This window comes from Streptomyces sp. TLI_146 (genome assembly GCF_002846415.1).
Lineage (GTDB): Bacteria > Actinomycetota > Actinomycetes > Streptomycetales > Streptomycetaceae > Streptomyces.
Window position 1 is genome coordinate 1,342,164 of sequence record NZ_PJMX01000001.1, and the last position, 16,118, is coordinate 1,358,281.

Annotated in this window: 14 protein-coding genes, 1 tRNA gene and 1 pseudogene; 8 read left to right on the plus strand and 8 right to left on the minus strand. The window is 72.1% G+C overall.

Translation table 11 applies throughout. The annotated features are described in order from the left end of the window. Positions 1–107: 107 nt before the first annotated feature. Positions 108–1,964 carry an alpha-L-fucosidase gene (locus tag BX283_RS06210; RefSeq protein ID WP_101386644.1) on the plus strand — a complete coding sequence of 619 codons (1,857 nt, stop codon included), beginning with the start codon at positions 108–110 and terminating at the stop codon, positions 1,962–1,964. A gap of 107 nt (positions 1,965–2,071) precedes the next feature. Continuing rightward, positions 2,072–2,145, plus strand: a tRNA-Met gene (locus BX283_RS06215). 57 nt (positions 2,146–2,202) lie between these two features. Here BX283_RS06215 and BX283_RS06220 read toward each other — a convergent pair. From BX283_RS06220 to BX283_RS06235, 4 genes and pseudogenes are all read right to left on the minus strand, one after another. Then, positions 2,203–2,958 carry a dienelactone hydrolase family protein gene (locus BX283_RS06220; protein ID WP_101386645.1) on the minus strand — a complete coding sequence of 252 codons (756 nt, stop codon included), beginning with the start codon at positions 2,956–2,958 and terminating at the stop codon, positions 2,203–2,205. A gap of 156 nt (positions 2,959–3,114) precedes the next feature. After that, positions 3,115–4,026 (minus strand): hypothetical protein, encoded by a 912-nt coding sequence (locus BX283_RS06225; RefSeq protein ID WP_101386646.1) that lies wholly within the window; start codon positions 4,024–4,026, stop codon positions 3,115–3,117. 119 nt (positions 4,027–4,145) lie between these two features. Then, complete coding sequence (locus BX283_RS06230) at positions 4,146–5,552, minus strand: adenylosuccinate lyase family protein (RefSeq protein WP_101386647.1); 1,407 nt, start codon at positions 5,550–5,552, stop codon at positions 4,146–4,148. Further along, positions 5,549–7,518 (minus strand): annotated as a pseudogene (locus tag BX283_RS06235) (FAD/NAD(P)-binding protein). Before BX283_RS06235 ends, BX283_RS06230 begins: the two are co-directional and overlap by 4 nt. Before the next feature lie 343 nt (positions 7,519–7,861). Between BX283_RS06235 and BX283_RS06240 the strand changes: the two are divergent. After that, positions 7,862–8,668: a maleate cis-trans isomerase gene (locus BX283_RS06240; RefSeq protein WP_101386648.1), complete on the plus strand. Its 807-nt coding sequence runs from the start codon at positions 7,862–7,864 to the stop codon at positions 8,666–8,668. Positions 8,669–8,701: 33 nt separating this feature from the next. Here BX283_RS06240 and BX283_RS06245 read toward each other — a convergent pair whose 3' ends face one another. Next, positions 8,702–9,676 (minus strand): NADP-dependent oxidoreductase, encoded by a 975-nt coding sequence (locus BX283_RS06245; RefSeq protein WP_257582087.1) that lies wholly within the window; start codon positions 9,674–9,676, stop codon positions 8,702–8,704. A gap of 159 nt (positions 9,677–9,835) precedes the next feature. On the opposite strand from BX283_RS06245, the gene BX283_RS06250 reads away from it, so the two are divergent. Together BX283_RS06250 and BX283_RS06255 are read left to right on the plus strand one after the other, a co-directional pair. Beyond that, positions 9,836–10,201 carry a helix-turn-helix domain-containing protein gene (locus BX283_RS06250; RefSeq protein WP_101386649.1) on the plus strand — a complete coding sequence of 122 codons (366 nt, stop codon included), beginning with the start codon at positions 9,836–9,838 and terminating at the stop codon, positions 10,199–10,201. 206 nt (positions 10,202–10,407) lie between these two features. Further along, positions 10,408–10,872, plus strand: coding sequence for a hypothetical protein (locus BX283_RS06255; protein WP_180357074.1), 465 nt, complete (start codon positions 10,408–10,410; stop codon positions 10,870–10,872). Between the two features lie 91 nt (positions 10,873–10,963). On the opposite strand, the gene BX283_RS06260 is transcribed toward BX283_RS06255, so the two are convergent. Next, complete coding sequence (locus tag BX283_RS06260; RefSeq protein ID WP_101386651.1) at positions 10,964–11,347, minus strand: helix-turn-helix domain-containing protein; 384 nt, start codon at positions 11,345–11,347, stop codon at positions 10,964–10,966. A gap of 62 nt (positions 11,348–11,409) precedes the next feature. Here BX283_RS06260 and BX283_RS06265 point away from each other — a divergent pair, with 62 nt between their 5' ends. The 3 genes from BX283_RS06265 (at position 11,410) to BX283_RS06275 (ending at position 13,946) form a co-directional block, all read left to right on the plus strand. After that, the gene (locus tag BX283_RS06265) at positions 11,410–12,111 is read left to right on the plus strand and encodes an NAD(P)-dependent oxidoreductase (protein WP_101386652.1); all 702 of its coding nucleotides are present in this window, start codon (positions 11,410–11,412) and stop codon (positions 12,109–12,111) included. A gap of 46 nt (positions 12,112–12,157) precedes the next feature. Continuing rightward, on the plus strand, positions 12,158–13,009 hold the full coding sequence (locus BX283_RS06270; RefSeq protein WP_101386653.1) for an alpha/beta fold hydrolase: 852 nt from the start codon (positions 12,158–12,160) through the stop codon (positions 13,007–13,009). 100 nt (positions 13,010–13,109) lie between these two features. Next, positions 13,110–13,946, plus strand: a complete 837-nt coding sequence (locus tag BX283_RS06275; protein WP_101386654.1) for an alpha/beta fold hydrolase — start codon at positions 13,110–13,112, stop codon at positions 13,944–13,946. Positions 13,947–13,974: 28 nt separating this feature from the next. On the opposite strand, the gene BX283_RS06280 is transcribed toward BX283_RS06275, so the two are convergent. Beyond that, positions 13,975–14,499: a GNAT family N-acetyltransferase gene (locus BX283_RS06280; RefSeq protein WP_101386655.1), complete on the minus strand. Its 525-nt coding sequence runs from the start codon at positions 14,497–14,499 to the stop codon at positions 13,975–13,977. A gap of 128 nt (positions 14,500–14,627) precedes the next feature. Then, positions 14,628–15,884: an ATP-grasp domain-containing protein gene (locus BX283_RS06285; protein ID WP_101386656.1), complete on the minus strand. Its 1,257-nt coding sequence runs from the start codon at positions 15,882–15,884 to the stop codon at positions 14,628–14,630. Between the last annotated feature and the right edge of the window lie 234 nt (positions 15,885–16,118).

Here is a 16,118-nt window from a genome sequence, read left to right on the forward strand (position 1 = left end):
CAAGGTGCGGACCAAGTTCCCACCCACGCAAGGGCGTTGGGTGCATTGACATCCGATGTATTCGTCCCTACGTTCCCGGGCGAACCCTCACACCAGGGAGTCGCCCCATGCACACCTCACTCAGTCGCACCGGGCGCACAGTCGCCGGGCTCGCCGTGTTCCTCGCCTCCGCCCTGGGAGTCTCGGTGGCTCCCGCCGCTGCCGCGAGCGCGGCGGATCCGCCCGGCGCGGCCCCGGCCGCCCAGGTCGCGGGCCCCGGCACGGACTACGTCACCGACGACCCGTTCACCTCGGCGCGCACCAACTGGTTCCGCCAGGACCGCTTCGGGATGTTCATCCACTTCGGGTCCTACTCGAACTGGGAGGGCGAGTACCGCCGCCCCGACGGCACCGTCTGCCGCAACGCCGAGTGGATCAAGCGGGAGTGCGGCATTCCCATGGACGCGTACGAGAAACAGGCCGCGACCTTCAACCCCGCCGACTTCGACGCCAACGCCGTGGTCAAAGCGGCCAAGGACGCCGGGATGCGCTACATCGTCATCACCTCCAAGCACCACGAGGGCTATGCGATGTGGCCCACCAAGGTCAACTCCTGGAACCTGCGCGACCATTCGGCCTTCGACAAGAACCGCGACATCCTCGCCGAGCTGAAGCGGGCCACCACCGCGGCGGGCATCAAGCTCGGCTTCTACTACTCGATCTGGGACTGGCACGACCCGGACTTCGCGAGCCCCGCCACCTTCCCCAAGTACGAGCAGCGGATGTACGCGCAGCTCAAGGAGCTCGTCGACGGCTACCACCCCGACCTGCTGTGGTTCGACGGGGAGTGGTCGACCGAGAACCCGCACAACCCGTGGACCGAACGGGACGGCGAACGCCTACAGGCCTATCTGCACGGCATCAGCCCGGACCTCGTCGTCAACAACCGGGTCGGCAAGCGCCGTGTGGTGGACGGCGACTACGGCACCCCCGAGCAGGAGATCCCCGCCGCGCCCGTCGACGGCCAGCTGTGGGAGTCGTGCATGACGCTCAACGACCACTGGGGGTACGCCCGTTACGACCAGAACTGGAAGTCCGGCACCGCGCTGGTGCGCAACCTCCTCGCCACCACCTCGCGCAGCGGCAACTACCTCCTGAACGTCGGCCCCGACGCACACGGCCGCATCCCGCAGCCCTCGGTCGACCGCCTGCGTCAGATGGGCGACTGGCTGCGCGCCTCGGGCCAGGGCGAGGCCGTATACGGCGCCCGCTACGGCGGTCTGGTCGACGAGCCCGCCTGGGGATCGGTCAGCCGCAAGGGCGACAAGCTGTACGCGGCGGTCACCCAGTGGCCGTCGGGCGGCGCGGCCCTGCATCTGAAGGCGCGTACGGCCTTCGAGGTGAAGGCGGCGCGGGTGCTCGGCAGCGGGCAGCAGGTGCGTGTCACCAAGGCCGGTGACGGGTTCGACATCAGGCCCTCGGGCGCCGCGACCAACGCCGTCGCCACGGTCGTCGAGCTCACCGTGAACCCCGGACCCACCTCCCCCGCCAGAACCGGCCACGGGCTCAAGGAGGAGGTCTTCGACAACGGCTACCTCACCGGCACCCCGAAGGTCACCCGCACCGACCCCGCGGTGAACCACGCCTGGAGGTTCGCCGGTTCGCCCGACCCGACGGTCCCGGCGGACTGGTTCAGCATCCGGTGGAGCGGCACGATCGAGCCGCGCCGCTCCGAGACGTACACGCTCACTACCGTCTCGGACGACATGGCGCGCGTCTGGATCGACGGCAGGCTGGTGATCGACTCCTGGTCGCCGCACGGCCCGCGCGTCGACAAGGCCGACGTCGGCCTCACCGCGGGCAGGCGTCACACCATCAGGATCGAGTACGCGGAGCAGACCGGGGAGGCGCACATGAAGCTGCTGTGGTCCAGCCCGGGCCAGGACCAGCAGGTGGTCCCGGCGTCCCAGCTGTACGCGAGCTGAGCCCCGCGCGGGGCGGCGGCCGGGATGTCCCCCGGTGGCCGCCCCGGGCGGTGGGGGGACGACTGGTCAAGGGGAGGCGCGCAGTGCCGTACAGTTGTGTTCACCGACGCGGGGTGGAGCAGCTCGGTAGCTCGCTGGGCTCATAACCCAGAGGTCGCAGGTTCAAATCCTGTCCCCGCTACTGTGCGAAGAGGCCCGCATCCTTTGGGATGCGGGCCTCTTCCTTGTGTCCGCGCGGTCAGAGCGCGCGGTTCAGCAGGGCGAGCAGGGCCTCCCAGTGACGGGCGTCACCGGCCGCGTCGTACGCGGCGGTGTCGGCCTGGGTGAAGCCGTGCTGGGCGCCCTCGTAGACCTCGGTCTCGTGGCGCACCCCGGCCGCCGAGAGGGCCTTGTCCAGGCGGTCGATCTGCTCGGCGGGCATGCCCGGGTCCTGGTCGGCGTGGCCGAAGTACAGCTCCGCGGTGATGCGATCGGCGAGCAGGTGGGGGCTGTCCGGGGCGTCGGTCGCCATGCGGCCGCCGTGGAAGCCGGCCGCCGCCGCGACCCGCTCGGGGAACGATCCGGCGGTGCGCAGGGCCAGGCCCGCGCCCATGCAGTAGCCCGTGACGCCCACCGGCCCGTCCGTGACCAGCGGGGAGTCGGCCAGCCAGCGCAGATACGCGTCGGCGTCCCGCACGACCAGCTCGGAGGTGAGGGCGAATATGTGCGGGCCGATCACCTCGAAGAGGTCCGGCCGCTGCTGGGGGTCGATGAAGTCGGGCAGTTCGACGATCGGCGCCCGCCCCGCGCGGTAGAACACGTTGGGGACCAGGACGGTGTAACCGGCCGCGGCGATCCGGTCGGCCATGCCCTTGAGGTGGGGGCGGATCCCGAAGGCGTCCATGTAGAGCAGGACCGCGGGGTGCGGGGCGTTGTCGTCGGGGTGGACGAGATAGGCGTCGGCGGTGCCGTCCTGCGTGGGGATGTCCACGGAGGTTCCGAGCACTGTGGTCATGAACGTCTCTCTTCTCGTTCGTTCTTGCACATGTGACAGAGCAACAGCCTGTCACAAGCGTCCGAACGTGAAGATCCTTTTACTGCGCGTTCCGGCCAAATCCGGCCTGGCAGGCCGGATTTGGCCGATGGTGCGCAGCCGTCGCCGCCCGAGGCGTCAGGTCAGCACGACGACCTTGTGCATGCCCTCGGCGACGTGCGGGCGCCCGGTCCTGTCGTCCGGTACGAAGCACAGCAGCGCGTACGTGCCCGGCGGCAGGTGGTGGGTCTCCAGCAGCGCGGTGCGGCCCGGGGAGATGACACCGAGGCCGAGGGAGGGGCCGGTGAACGGCGGTGTCCCGGAGCCGTTGCCGCCGAAGAACGCCTGGATCTGGGCGTCGGTGGTGCCGCGCTTGACGGGCTGGAGCGCCATCTCGTGGAGCTCGTCGGAGGCGTTGTGGACGAGGATGTCGTCCTTGGCGCGGCGCAGGGCGTTGACGTCGAAGCGGGGACCGGCCGACGTCTCGCGGGTGATCACGATGCTGTCGGGGAAGGCCGCGAGGTCCTCGGAGGAACCGCCGTGCCGGCTCCCGCGCAGGTTCAGCGTGCGGGTGACCGGATGGGCCGGGTCGGCCAGGAAGGCGGTGAAGTCCAGGAGGACGACGGGGCCCGCGCCGATCGGAGTGGTGAAGGTCTCCGACACGGCCGGGGTGACCTGGGCGCCGCCGAGCGCGTCCGCCTCGTCACGTACGGCCGAGATGCCCCGCGCGGCATTGGTGGGGGAGGTCCGGTCGACGGCCTTGGCCAGGTCGGCGAGCACCTTGGCCACGGTGACACCGCGGTGGGGGCGGAAGGCCTGGAGGAAGTGGCCGTTCTTGTCGTCGGTCCTCACGTGGAAGGCGACGAGACCGGCCTGTGCAGTGGCCGGTGCGTGAATGCCCGAGGTCCCGATCGACACCTCGACGGGGTGGCGGCCGCGGCCGCCGTACTCGTCCTGGGCGGTGGCGGTGGCGGCGCCGCCGAGGGCGGTGGCGAAGGCCAGGGCGGCCGCCGCCGCCCTGGCTCCGTTGCGCAGCAGTGCGGTACGCATGAATCTCCTGTCGTCGCGTGACCCCCTGTCACAGGGCAGCACCTACGGTGCCGGGTGACCGTCAGCCACGCAGACAGCAGGTCCGATCGGGGGTATCCCCGATCGGACGGGCCGCCACCTCAGTGCGGCTCGCGCACCGCCCGGTCCACGAGGGCCGCCGCCGCGCCCGTGTACCGGGCCGGGTCGCACAGCTCGGCCAGCTCCCCGGCGGTGAAGTGGCCGCTCAGCTCCTCGGACTCGGCGAGCACGTCCCCGAGCGGGCGGCCGGAGCGCTGCGCGGTGTGCGAGGCCCGGGTGAGTGCCTGCTTGGCCTCGGCCTTGCCGAGCCTGGGTGCCAGTACGGCGGCGATGCGCTCGGAGACGATCTGGCCGCCGGTCAGCGCCAGGTTCTCGGCCATCCGCTCCGGCCGCACCTCCAGCCCCTCGGCCAGTTCCACCAGGGTGTGGGTGGCGCCGCCGGTCAGCCGCAGGCACTCGCGCAACAGCTGCCACTCCGCGTGCCAGGCCCCGGCGGAGCGCTCATCCTCGGACAGCACGCACTGGGTGACGCCGGCGGCGAGCACGGGTACCTGGAGCGCCGCGCTGCGCAGCAGCGTCGCGAGCACCGGGTTGCGCTTGTGCGGCATGGCCGAGGAGCTGCCCCGCCCGGTGACCGCGGGCTCGGCGACCTCCGCGACCTCGGTGCGGGTCAGCGACTGCACATCCACCGCGATCTTGCCGAGGGCGGCGGCCGTGAAGGCGAGGGCGGCCGCGAGGTCCGCGAGGGGCGTACGCAGGGTGTGCCAGGGCAGTTCGGCCGTGGCCAGGCCCGTCTCCTGGGCGAAGGCGTCGGTGAGGCGTGCCGCGTACTCGCCCGGGTCCAGCGGGCCTTCGCCGTCGAGCCGCGCGTACTCCAGATATCCGGCGAGCGTCCCGGCCGCCCCGCCGAGGGAGACGGGCAGCCCGCCGTCCAGGACGCGCTCCAGCCGCAGGTCGGCGTCGAGCAGCAGCTTGCGCCAGCCCGCCGCCTTCAGCCCGAACGTGGTGGGGACGGCGTGCAGGGCCAGGGTGCGGCCCGCCATGGTCGTGTCGCGGTGCTCCCGGGCGAGCCCGGCCAGGGCGTCGGCGGACCTGGCGAGGTCGGCGCGCATCAGCCGCAGCGCCCGCTGGGCGACGAGCATCGCACCGGTGTCGAAGATGTCCTGGCTGGTGGAGCCGCGGTGCACATAGTGGGCGGCCGCCGGGTCCACGGCGGCGACGCGCTTGCTGAACGCCTGCACCAGACCCACCACCGGGTTGGCGGTCTCCCGCGCGGCCAGCGCCAGCTCCCTCAGGTCGAGGTGCTCGGCGCGGGCTTCGGCGCCGATGACCTCGGCGGCCTTCTGCGGCACGGTGCCGAGCCGGGCCTGCGCCCGGACGAGGGCGGCCTCGGCGTCGAGCATCGCCTGCAGCCACGCCAGGTCGCCGACCGCCTCCTCGACGGGAGTGCCGACGCGGACCGGCGAGAGCAGGCCGGAGTCGAGCAGGCTGCCGGGGCGGGTGGTCATACGAGTGCTCCTTGCAGACGGTCGGGGGCGGCGACCGAGGTGGCGGGACGGGGCGGGAGGGCCAGCACCGCGCGGGCGATGGCGTCGGAGTCGGCCAGGGTCACCGAGTCCACGCCCGGCCGGATCCCGGCCGCGGTCACCCAGTGCACGGCCTCCGTGGGCACACCGTAGGCGAACCGGCGCGGGTGCGCCCGGCCCCGGGCGTCGCGGACGCGGTAGGGGCGCTCGGCTACGGCGAGGCCGCCGGTCTCGTACCCGGTCGTGCTGCCCTGGATGGGCACCCGGTGGTTGACGGCCTGCCCGGTGGCGACCAGGTGCTGGAGCAGCGGGTCGGCGGCGCGCCGCAGATCCGCCTCGGGCAGCCGCGCCTCGATGAGCACATGGGCCCGCAGGGGCGGTCCGGGGACGGCCCGGGACTGGGCGACGAAGGCGGGGTTGACCGTGTCGATGCGTATCTCGGTCTGCGGACCGGTGAGTTCGAGGACGCCCGCCTCGATCAGCGCGATCATCTCCTCGATGCGCGAGGTGGGCGGGCCGATGGAGAGGAAGGCGTTCAACGGCGTGTACCAGCCGTCGAGTTCGTCGCGGTGCGAGTCGCCGTGCAGCCCGCTGTGGTCGACCGCGAGCCGGATCTCGTTGCGCAGGTCGCGCAGGACGTCGAGGGCGGACTTGAGCGGCCCGCTGAGGTTGCCGTACTTGGCCTCGCGCACGTCGTCGCGCAGATACCGGAGCAGCCACTCGCGGAACGCGTCCCGGTCGCCGAACTCCTGGCCGTCGTACGGGCGCGAAAGGCGCTCCCAGCTCCAGCGCTCCGCTTCGGGGATGCCGGCCGCGTCCAGTATCGCGTGCTGCTCTTCGGTGCTCTCGCAGGCCAGAAAGCGGTCCACCAGGTCGGCGCGCTCGGCGCCGCGGCCGTGGGCGGTGAGCCAGGTGCCGTAGTAGACGCTCTCCACCTCGCGGGTGATCAGCGGCCACAACTCGTCGCGCAGACCGATCCGTTCGCCGTCGTCGGCGCGCTTGCGCAGGGTCTCGACGTGCTCGGGGTGAGCAGGCGGGGGTAGTAGCGCTCCGAGGCACCCTTCTCGTTTTCGCCGCGCGCGTGATAGGGAACGCCCCGGCGGGAGGTGGCGTACATCACCGGCTCCTGGCCCGAGGGGCGGTACACCAGACGGCCGTCGACGCGCTCGAAGGAACCGCCGCGGCCCTGGGTGAGCAGGGTCATGTGGTCGAAGAAGTTGAGGCCGAGGCCGCGCAGCAGGACCGGCTCGCCCGCCTTGACCACGCTCAGGTCGAGGTCGGCGGGGTTGGCGGGCTGGAGGTAGCGCAGGCCGTGCACCCGGGCGAGGCTGGCGGTCCGCTCCTCGTGGGCGGTCGGCCGCACCGGGACGTGGCCCTGGGCGAGGATCACGGCGTCCAGACCGCTGAGCCAAGTGCCGTCGGACAGGCCCACGGCCTGCTCGCAGTCGGCCTCGCCGTGGCTGTCCGTCACGGCGACGGCGCGCGAGCGGTGGACCTCGATCGTGACGTGCGCGGGGGCGCGCCGGACGACCTGCTGGAACATCGCGGAGAGGTAGCTGCCGTAGAAGGCGCGGGTGGGGTAGGTGTTCGGCCCCAGGTCGCGGGCCTCGGCGAGGGTCTGCTCGTCGTGCCCGGCGCGCCCGCCGGACGCGGCGAGCTCGGCGGCCCACTCCTGGAGGGTGGGGCCGGGCTCGATGGGCCCCTCGATGCACGAGCTGGCGTCGGTGTGGACGGTGATCTGGGACGCCACCGTGTTCATCAGCAGCAGACGGGACTGGTCGGTGCGCCACACCGCACCGGCGCCGGGCTCGCACGGCTCGACGACGTGCACGGTCACCGAGGAGTGCGTCGGCTGCGCACGCTCGTTGGCACACAGCCGCTCCAGCACCGAGAGACCGCGCGGTCCGGCGCCGACTATGCACAGCGTCCTGGGCACGCCACTCCTCATACCAACACTCTCCTGTCGTCTTGACCGAGCGGTCCCGCGATCGGTACGGAACGACTTCCGGGGGAAAGGGGCGGTTGGCTGCTGGTTGTCGTTCCTCACATCGGGAAGATAGCCGTGGTGAGGTTGTTCGATCCAAGGACACCGGTCAACTGCGGCATCGTGCACAGGTGTTGGTCGTGCGGCGCTCAACTCACCGGAGAGCGAGGACCCGCAGGTCACAGCCGTCGCACCGGGCGCACCCGGATGGCGTCGGCGTGTCGCGCGGGCGGCCGCGGGCCCGCACGATGGACAAGCGGAAGCGACCAGTCCGTAGAGAAGCCGTCCGTGTGGAGGTGCGGGAGCGATGTGGCGACCTGATGGCTGGGACGTGCGGGTGCGCGTCGGTGTGCTCACGCCACACGGCGATGTGGGCCCCGAGTCGGAGTTCCGTGCGATGGCGCCGCCGGACGTGGGCGTGCACGCCGCCCGGGTGCCGTTCGGGGCCATGCGCCGGGGCGGCGCCATGGACTCCACGATCCCGCTGGCCCCCGTGCGGGCCTTCGCCGAGCCGCCGTACGTCGACGAGGCCGCGGCCCAGCTCGCCACCGCGCCCGTGGCGGCCCTCGCCTACGCGTTCACCAGCTCCGCGTACGTCATCGGCGCGGACGCCGAGGCGGCGATGCTCGCGCGGCTCACGGGCCGCGCCCACGGGCTGCCGGTGGTCGCCACCTGCGCCTCGACGGTGGAGGCCCTGCACGCCGTGGGCGCCGGCCGGATCTGCCTGGTCGATCCGCCGTGGTTCGACACCGCGCTCAACGACCTCGGCCGGGCCTACTACGAGGCCGCCGGATTCGACGTGCGGTTCTCCGCACCCTGCGACCTCCCCAGCGAGCAGGCCCTCATCCGGCCGGACGAACTGCACGACTGGGTGGCCGGGCACGTCCCCGAGGATGCCGACGCCGTCGTCGTGGGAGGCAACGGCTTCCGGGCCGTGGGAATGGTGGAGACCCTGGAGAACACCCTCGGGCGACCCGTACTGACGGCCAATCAGGTCCTGTTGTGGGCGGTCCTGCGGGCGGCCGGGAGCGACACCGCCGCGATCACCGGGTACGGGAGGCTGTTCACGCCCGACGCCCCACCCCCGGCCGGAACCGGGGGCGGGGCCTCGTAACAGGGGAGCCGCAGGCCCCTCAGCGCCGCGGCATCACTCCGCGACGCGCAGGACGATCTTGCCCCGGGTGCGGCCCGAGGCCTGCTGACGGTGGGCCTCGGCGGCCTCCTCCAGCGGCAGCACCGCCGCCACCTCGACCTTGATCGCGCCCGCGTCGATGAGACCGGCCAGGGTGGTCAGGGCCGTGCCGTCCGGCTCCACCAGGTACGGCCTGGCCCGCACACCGGCCGCGGCGGCCTTCTCCGCGAGCTCCTGCGACACCCCGGAGGGGACGGCGACGAGCAGGCCGCCCGGGCGCAGCACGGCGAGGGAGCGCGTGCTGGTGCTGTCGATCTCGTCACCGACGAGGTCGACGACCACGTCGATGTCGGACAGCTCCTTCTCGAAGGGGGTGGCGGTGTAGTCGACGACCTCGTCGGCGCCGAGCTCCCGCAGCCAGGCGTGCTTGCCCGCGCTGGCCGTGGCGATGACGTGGGCCCCGAGGTGCTTGGCGATCTGCACGGCGAAGTGACCCACGCCACCCGCCGCCGCGTGGACGAGCACCCGCTGCCCCGGGCGCACATCGGCGGTGTCCACCAGGATCTGCCAGGCGGTGAGCGCGGCCAGCGGGACGGCCGCGGCCTCGTCGTGGTTCAGGGAGGCGGGCTTGCGGGCGAACTGCCGGGCCGGAGCGGTGACGTACTCGGCGTAACCGCCGGCCGCGCGGGGGAACCACGGCATGCCGTACACCTCGTCCCCCACCTCCAGGGTGTGGACGCCGAAGCCGATCTCCTCGACCACTCCGGAGACGTCCCACCCGAGCACGAACGGCGGCTCCCCGAGGACGCCCGCCATGCCGTGGCCCTCCCGCGTCTTCACGTCGACCGGGTTGACCCCGGCGGAGACGACCCGGACCAGGACCTCGGTCGGCAGCGGGACGGGGCGCGGCGCCTCGGTGACCCGGAGGACCTCGGGGCCGCCGAAGGCGGACTGGGTGACGGCGCGCATCGTGGGGGTGGTGTGGGACATGGGTGACTCCTCGAATGCGGGGCGGCTGAGCCCTCGCGGTGAACGATGCGCCAAAGCTATGGGAGGGGTAGTAGTAACCTGCAAGGGCACCTACTATCTTTTGGATAGTGTCCCCCACCTGATCGCGCCCCGCGCGGAGGAAGCTCCGAGGAATCGTCCATGAGCAGGAACTGCACCACCGGCGACCACGACAAGCACGACGTCTACGCGGCCCTGTGCCCCTGCCGGAACCTGCTGGAACTCCTGGCCAACAAGTGGAGCGCGCTGGCGATCGGCGCCATGGAGGACGGTCCCGTACGGTTCGGGGCGCTGCAGCGCGTGCTCCAGGGTGTCAGCCCCAAGGTGCTCACCCAGACCCTGCGCCGCCTGGAGGACGCGGGCCTCGTCTCCCGTACGGTCTACCCCGCCGTGCCCCCGCACGTCGAGTACGCCCTCACCGAGCTGGGCCACAGCGCCGCCGAGCCGCTGGCGCACATGCGCGAGTGGGCCGAGCGGAACGTGGATCTGCTCTACGCCGCGCGGTGAGCCCCTCTCCGAGGTGACTCGTGTAGGGATCACTCGCCGGATGCACCCCTGACGGTCGATCCTGCCGTTTCAGGTCGAAGAGGGACGGGAAACACGTCACCCCGGCCCGGAGGGGGTCCTTCCGGTGCGGCCGTGGTGTCAGAGTCCGAGTGCGGCGCCCGGACCGGGCGCCGATGGATGAACTACCTGACCCAAGGAGTTTTCTCGTGGGGAAGAGAGTCACCACACTTCTGGCCACCGCCACCCTCGCCACCATGGCCCTCGTCGGACAGGCGAGTGCGACACCCTCGCACCACAGCCCGTCGCCCACCGCCGCCAAGTCGGCGGCGGCGCGGGTGGATTCGACCCAGATACGCTATGCGCCGTTCACCCTCAACCACAACCAGTCGGTGAGCTCCAACACGGCTCGGCTGATCATGCAGTCCGACGGCAACCTCGTCATCTACGACGAGTTCAACCGGGCCCGCTGGGCCTCGAACACCGTCGGCCGGGGCTGGACCGCCCGTCTCCAGACGGACGGCAACTTCGTCGTCTACACCCGTTCCAACCGCCCGGTGTGGGCCTCCAACACCGACGGCCGCCCGGGCTCCCGCCTCGCCGTCCAGGACGACGGCAACGTGGTCATCTACGACGGCAGCCGGGCCGTATGGGCGTCGGGCACCAACCACTGACGCCCCACCCCGGTACACACTGAGCACCCGCATCCGGCAGGCCGGGCACGCGCGGGCCCGGCCTCGCCTTCGTACACCCTCACAGCTCCCGCTACCGGGCCGTGTACTGCTCGCGCGCCTGAGTGACCTTGGCCAGATGCGCCCGCGACCACTCACAGGTGGCGTTCAGAGGGTCGATCAACGACCGGCCGAGCGCGGTGAGTTCGTACTCGACGCGGGGCGGGTTCTCGTCGTACGCGGTACGGGTGAGGAAACCGTCCCGCTCCATCGCGCGCAGGGTCTCGGTCAGCACCTTCGGGGTGATCCAGTGCAGTGGCACCCGCAGTTCGGAGAACCTGCGCGGACCGTCCTCCAGACAGCGCAGGACCACACCGGTCCACTTGTCGCCGACGCGGAAGGGCACCAGACCGCCGGCGCAGTCGGGGCGGTCGAAGAGGTCGGCGGGCAGGGGTGCGGGGGTGGATCTGTCGTTCATGGTGGCGACGCTAGCCCAGTACCTTTGCGGTAACCAGGGGTGCCCGTCCTAGCGTTCCCCCCATGACAACGACGCACGCGAATCCCGCGCCCTCCGTGAACCCCGCCCACTCCTCCGACTCCCCCAAGCGCATCGCCGTCTTCGGCGCGGGCGGGCGGGTGGGCCGGGCCGTGGTGGCCGAGGCGGTGGCCCGCGGGCACCTGGTGACGGCCGTGGTGCGCGACCCGGCGAAGTATCCCGACCTCGCCTCCGACGGCGTGACCGTCGTACGGGGCGACGCCACCGACGCCGCCTCGGTGGCCGCCGCCGCGGCCGGCCACGACGCGGCCGTGAACGCCTCGGTGCGCCTCGACGTGCCCTCCGAGGAGTACTTCGTCGCCGCCGCCGAGGCCATGACCGGCGGGCTGAAGGCGGCCGGGGTGAGCCGTCTGGTGGTGCTGGGCATCGCCACGACGCTGGAGACGGCGCCGGGTGTACGGGTCATGGACGCGCCGGAGTTCCCGATGCAGTACCGGGTGTTCTCGCAGGGGCATGTGGCCGAGTTCGCGGTGCTGGGCGCGGCGGGGCCCGAGCTCGACTGGCTGATGGTGGTGCCGCCCCTCGACCTGGACGCGGAGGGCCCGCGCACCGGCCGGTACCGCACGGCCGTCGGCACGGTCCTCGACGGCCCCGGGCACATCTCGCACCCCGACCTGGCGCTCGCCGTGCTGGACGAGATCGACGAGCCCGGGCACAGCCGGGTGCAGCTCGCGGTGGCGGACTGAGGGAACCCCCTTGCCGTGATCGTCGCGGGGCGGTGAGGATGGCGCCATGCCTGCCTTCACTGCCCCGGACGGAACCGAACTCGCCTACCACGTGCGCGGCGAGGGCGAGCCGCTGCTCTGCGTGCCCGGCGGACCCATGCGCGCGTCCGCCTACCTCGGGGACCTAGGCGGCCTCGCGGCGCACCGCCGACTGGTCCTGCTCGATCTGCGCGGGACCGGCGACTCGGAGGTCCCGGCCGACCCGGCCACGTACCGTTGCGACCGGCAGGTGGCGGACGTCGAAGCCCTCCGCGACCATCTGGGGCTCGACCGTGTCGACCTCCTCGCGCACTCGGCGGGCGGCGATCTCGCCCTGCTGTACGCGGCCCGCCATCCGCGCCGCGTCCGTACGCTCACCCTGGTCACGGCCCGCGCACGGGCCCTCGGCGTCGACTTCACCGAGGAGCATCGCCGGGAGGCAGCCGCCCTGCGCGCGAACGAGCCGTGGTTCGAGGCCGCGTACGGCGCGTACGAGCGGATCTGGGCCGGGTCCGACGCCGACGCCGACTGGGACGCCGTCGCCCCCTTCTTCTACGGCCGTTGGGACGCGGCCGCGCGGGCGCACGCCGCGGCCGACGTGGAGCAGAGCAACTTCGAGGCCGCGGAGGTGTACGCGGCGTCCGGCGCCTTCTCCCCCGCCGCCACCCGGGCCGTCATCGGGACGCTGGACGCGCCGGTCCTTCTGCTCTCGGGGGAACTGGACAGCGGCCCGCTGCCCCGCGTCGCGGGCCGTATCGCCGAGTTGTTCCCGAAGGCCCAACTCACCGTCAAGGCGGGCTCGGGACACTTCCCGTGGCTCGACGACCCGGAGGGTTTCACGCGGACGGTGTCGGCGTTCCTCCAGGCGGGGTCGGTGTAACACATCCTCTTCGCGCGCAGACGATGAGTTTCCGCGCGGACAGCGGTCTTCCCTCCGTCACCGCACCCGCGGACGACTCGGACGGAAGGGCACACCGCACATGACCACCACGCACACCCTCGACGTCCCCGGCGCGCGCCTGCACTACGAGGTGCGCGGCTCCGGGCCGCTCCTGCTCGTCGTGGGGGCGCCGATGGACGCCGGGGCGTTCGCGCCGCTGGCCGACGCGCTCGCGAGTGACCACACCGTCGTCACCCATGACCCGCGCGGCATTTCGGGCAGCACCTTGGACGACCCCGAGCAGGACTCCACCCCCGAGCTGCGGGCCGACGACGTCGCCGCACTGCTCGACGCCCTCGGGGCCGAGAGCGCCGACGTGTTCGGCAGCAGCGGCGGCGCGGTGACCGGGCTCGCCCTGGTCGCACGGCACCCCGGGCGGGTAGGGACGCTCATCGCGCACGAGCCTCCCTTGACGGAGCTGCTCCCGGACGCGGCCGAACAGCGCGCCGCGACCGAGGACATCATCCGGACGTTCCACCGCGAGGGCCAACCCGCGGCGTGGCGGAAGTTCATGGCCAACGCCGGCTTCGACCAGCCCTCCGACCAGGGCGACGGCGACGGCCGGGCCGAAGCCGCGCCCCCACCGCCGGTGTTCGAGCCCTCGCCCCGGGACATCGCCAACGGCATCCGCTTCTTCACCCACGAACTGCGCGGCACCACCGCCCACATACCCGACATCGTCGCCCTGAAGGCCGCCCCGGCCCGTACCGTCGTCGGCATCGGAGCCGCCTCGGGCGCTCTGGTCACCTACCGCACCTCCATGGCCCTGGCCGAGCAACTCGCGGTGCGGCCGGTCGAGTTCCCCGGCGACCACGGCGGCTTCCTCGGGCAGCCCATGGAGTTCGCGGAGGTGGTACGGAGGGTGCTCAAGGGCTGATCACCGCGGGGCGGTCGCGGGCGTCGCCTCACACGCAGTCCGTCGACTCCTCCATCCAGTCCTCCGCCCACTCCACCGCGTAGTACTTCAGCCACTCGTCCTGCGCGACCAGGCTCATACCCGCCGCGGTCATCACCCGCTGGGAGGCGATGTTGTCGTGGGACGTGTCGCCCTTGACGCGGGTGATGCCCTCGGCGCGGGCGAACAGCAGCAGGGCGCGCAGGGCCTCGGTGGCATAGCCGTTGCCCTGGACCTCCGGGACCAGGCCGTAGCCGATCGTGACGGTTCCGTCGAGGTCGGGGGCGCCGTGGAAGCCGAGGCCGCCGATGGCGCGCCCGTCCTCGCGGCGGCGGATCTCGTAGGCCCCGAACGGCTGCGGGTCCCCGGCGCTCTCGCACGTCTCCAGATAGCGGCGGGCCCCGGCCGTGTCGGCCTCGGTGGGGTATCCGGGCGCCCAGTGCGCGTGCCCGCCCGGCTCGTCCGAGGTCAGCTCGAAGGCTTCCTCGACGCTCATCGGGTGGAGTACGAGCCGTGCTGTTACGAGGCATTCCATACCCGGTGGGATATCACCGGGTATGGCGCGCCGCAATCGGATTGTCCAAGAGGGGTGGCCTGTTCAAGAGAGGTGGTCTGTTCAAGAGAGGTGACCTGATCCCGCCCCTGCCGTGAACTCCCCGCCCGCTAGAGGAGTTCGCCGTGCGCGGCCGGTACGCACGTGAGGAACGCGAGCCCGTCGATCGCCTCCCTGGCGAGGGCGACCGCTTCCTCGGCGGTGGCGGCGTGGGCGCGGGCCCAGGCCAGCCGGGAGAAGCTGTTCTGGAGGCCGTTGAGTTCGGCGCCCGGCGACCCCAGGACGTTGAGCGTCACCGCGTCCGAGCGCTCGGCGTCGGCGCCGGACACCTCGACGAGGGTTCCCTCGGCGGGGGCGCCCGCGAACCAGATGGCCTCGCTGCGGCCGCCGCGGTCCGGGTCGTCGAGCGTGGCGCGGATGCCGGGCAGCACCTTCTCGCCGAGGATCTGCTGGAGCTGCGACTCGATCAGGTCCACACCGGTCGCGTCGGTCACCATGTTCCACAGTTCGTCGCCGCCGGTGCGCAGATGCGTCTCGATGACGCGCGGCCCGCGCTCGGTGAGGATGACCTCGGTGTGGGTGGGACCGAACTCGACGCCCAGCGCGTCCAGGGTGGCGACGACGTGCCGGGTGACGGCCTCCGTCTCCTCGGGCTTCAGGGGCGCGGGCATCACATGGCCGAGCTCGACCAGGCTGACGGGGTCGGAGTAGTTGCGGGTGATGGTGACGACCACGTGCTCGCCCCGCTCCGAAAAGGCCTCCACGCTGTACTGCGGGCCCGCGAGGAACTCCTCGACAGTGGCCCGCGGGTCGGGGCCCGTACCGCTGGCGCCTTCCAGTGCCGAGGCCGCTTCGGCGGCCTCGGTGACGACGGAGACACCCTTGCTGGCCGCGCCGGTGAGCGGTTTGACCACACAGGGGTAGCCGTGCGCCTCGGCGAAGGAGTGCAGCTGGGCGGGGCTTTCGACGACGGCGGAGGCCGTGGCCTCGACACCGGTCTCGGCGAGCCGCCGCCTCATCGCGTACTTGTTCATGACGAGTTCGACGATCTCGGGGGTGTGCGTGTCCAGGCCGAGGGCCTGGGCGACCAGGGCTGCCTGCGGTCGGCAGTCGTCGTAGAAGGAACCGATCCGGGTCACCGGCTGGACGGCGTCGATGGCCCGGGCCATCGCGATCCACTCCTCGTCGGAGGCCTCCGGGCTCAGGACGACGATCCGCCGGTGCTCCTCGGTGTCGTCCGTCTTCGCGAGGTGTTCGGGCCAGCACATGACGGACGTGGTGACCTTCTGTCCGGCCGTCTCGCCGAACGCGCGCATGCGGGCCGGTATGTCGTATCCGACGCCGAACACCAACACGTGCTCCGTCACGGCAACCCCTCTCCTCGGTGATCCTTTATGTAGCAATATCAACTGTCAAGGCCTGTAAGCCACTTCACGCACGGCGAAGCGAGGGCAAGCGGGAATCAGGCCAAGCCGGGGCCGAGAACACCTTGTTGGCCTCCGGGGTGATCACATACGGCCTCGTGGCGCCCGTGGCACGGTATGCCCGCCACGGACGGCCCGCGCCCTCGCCCTCGCCCGGACGTCCTCGTCCACGACCTG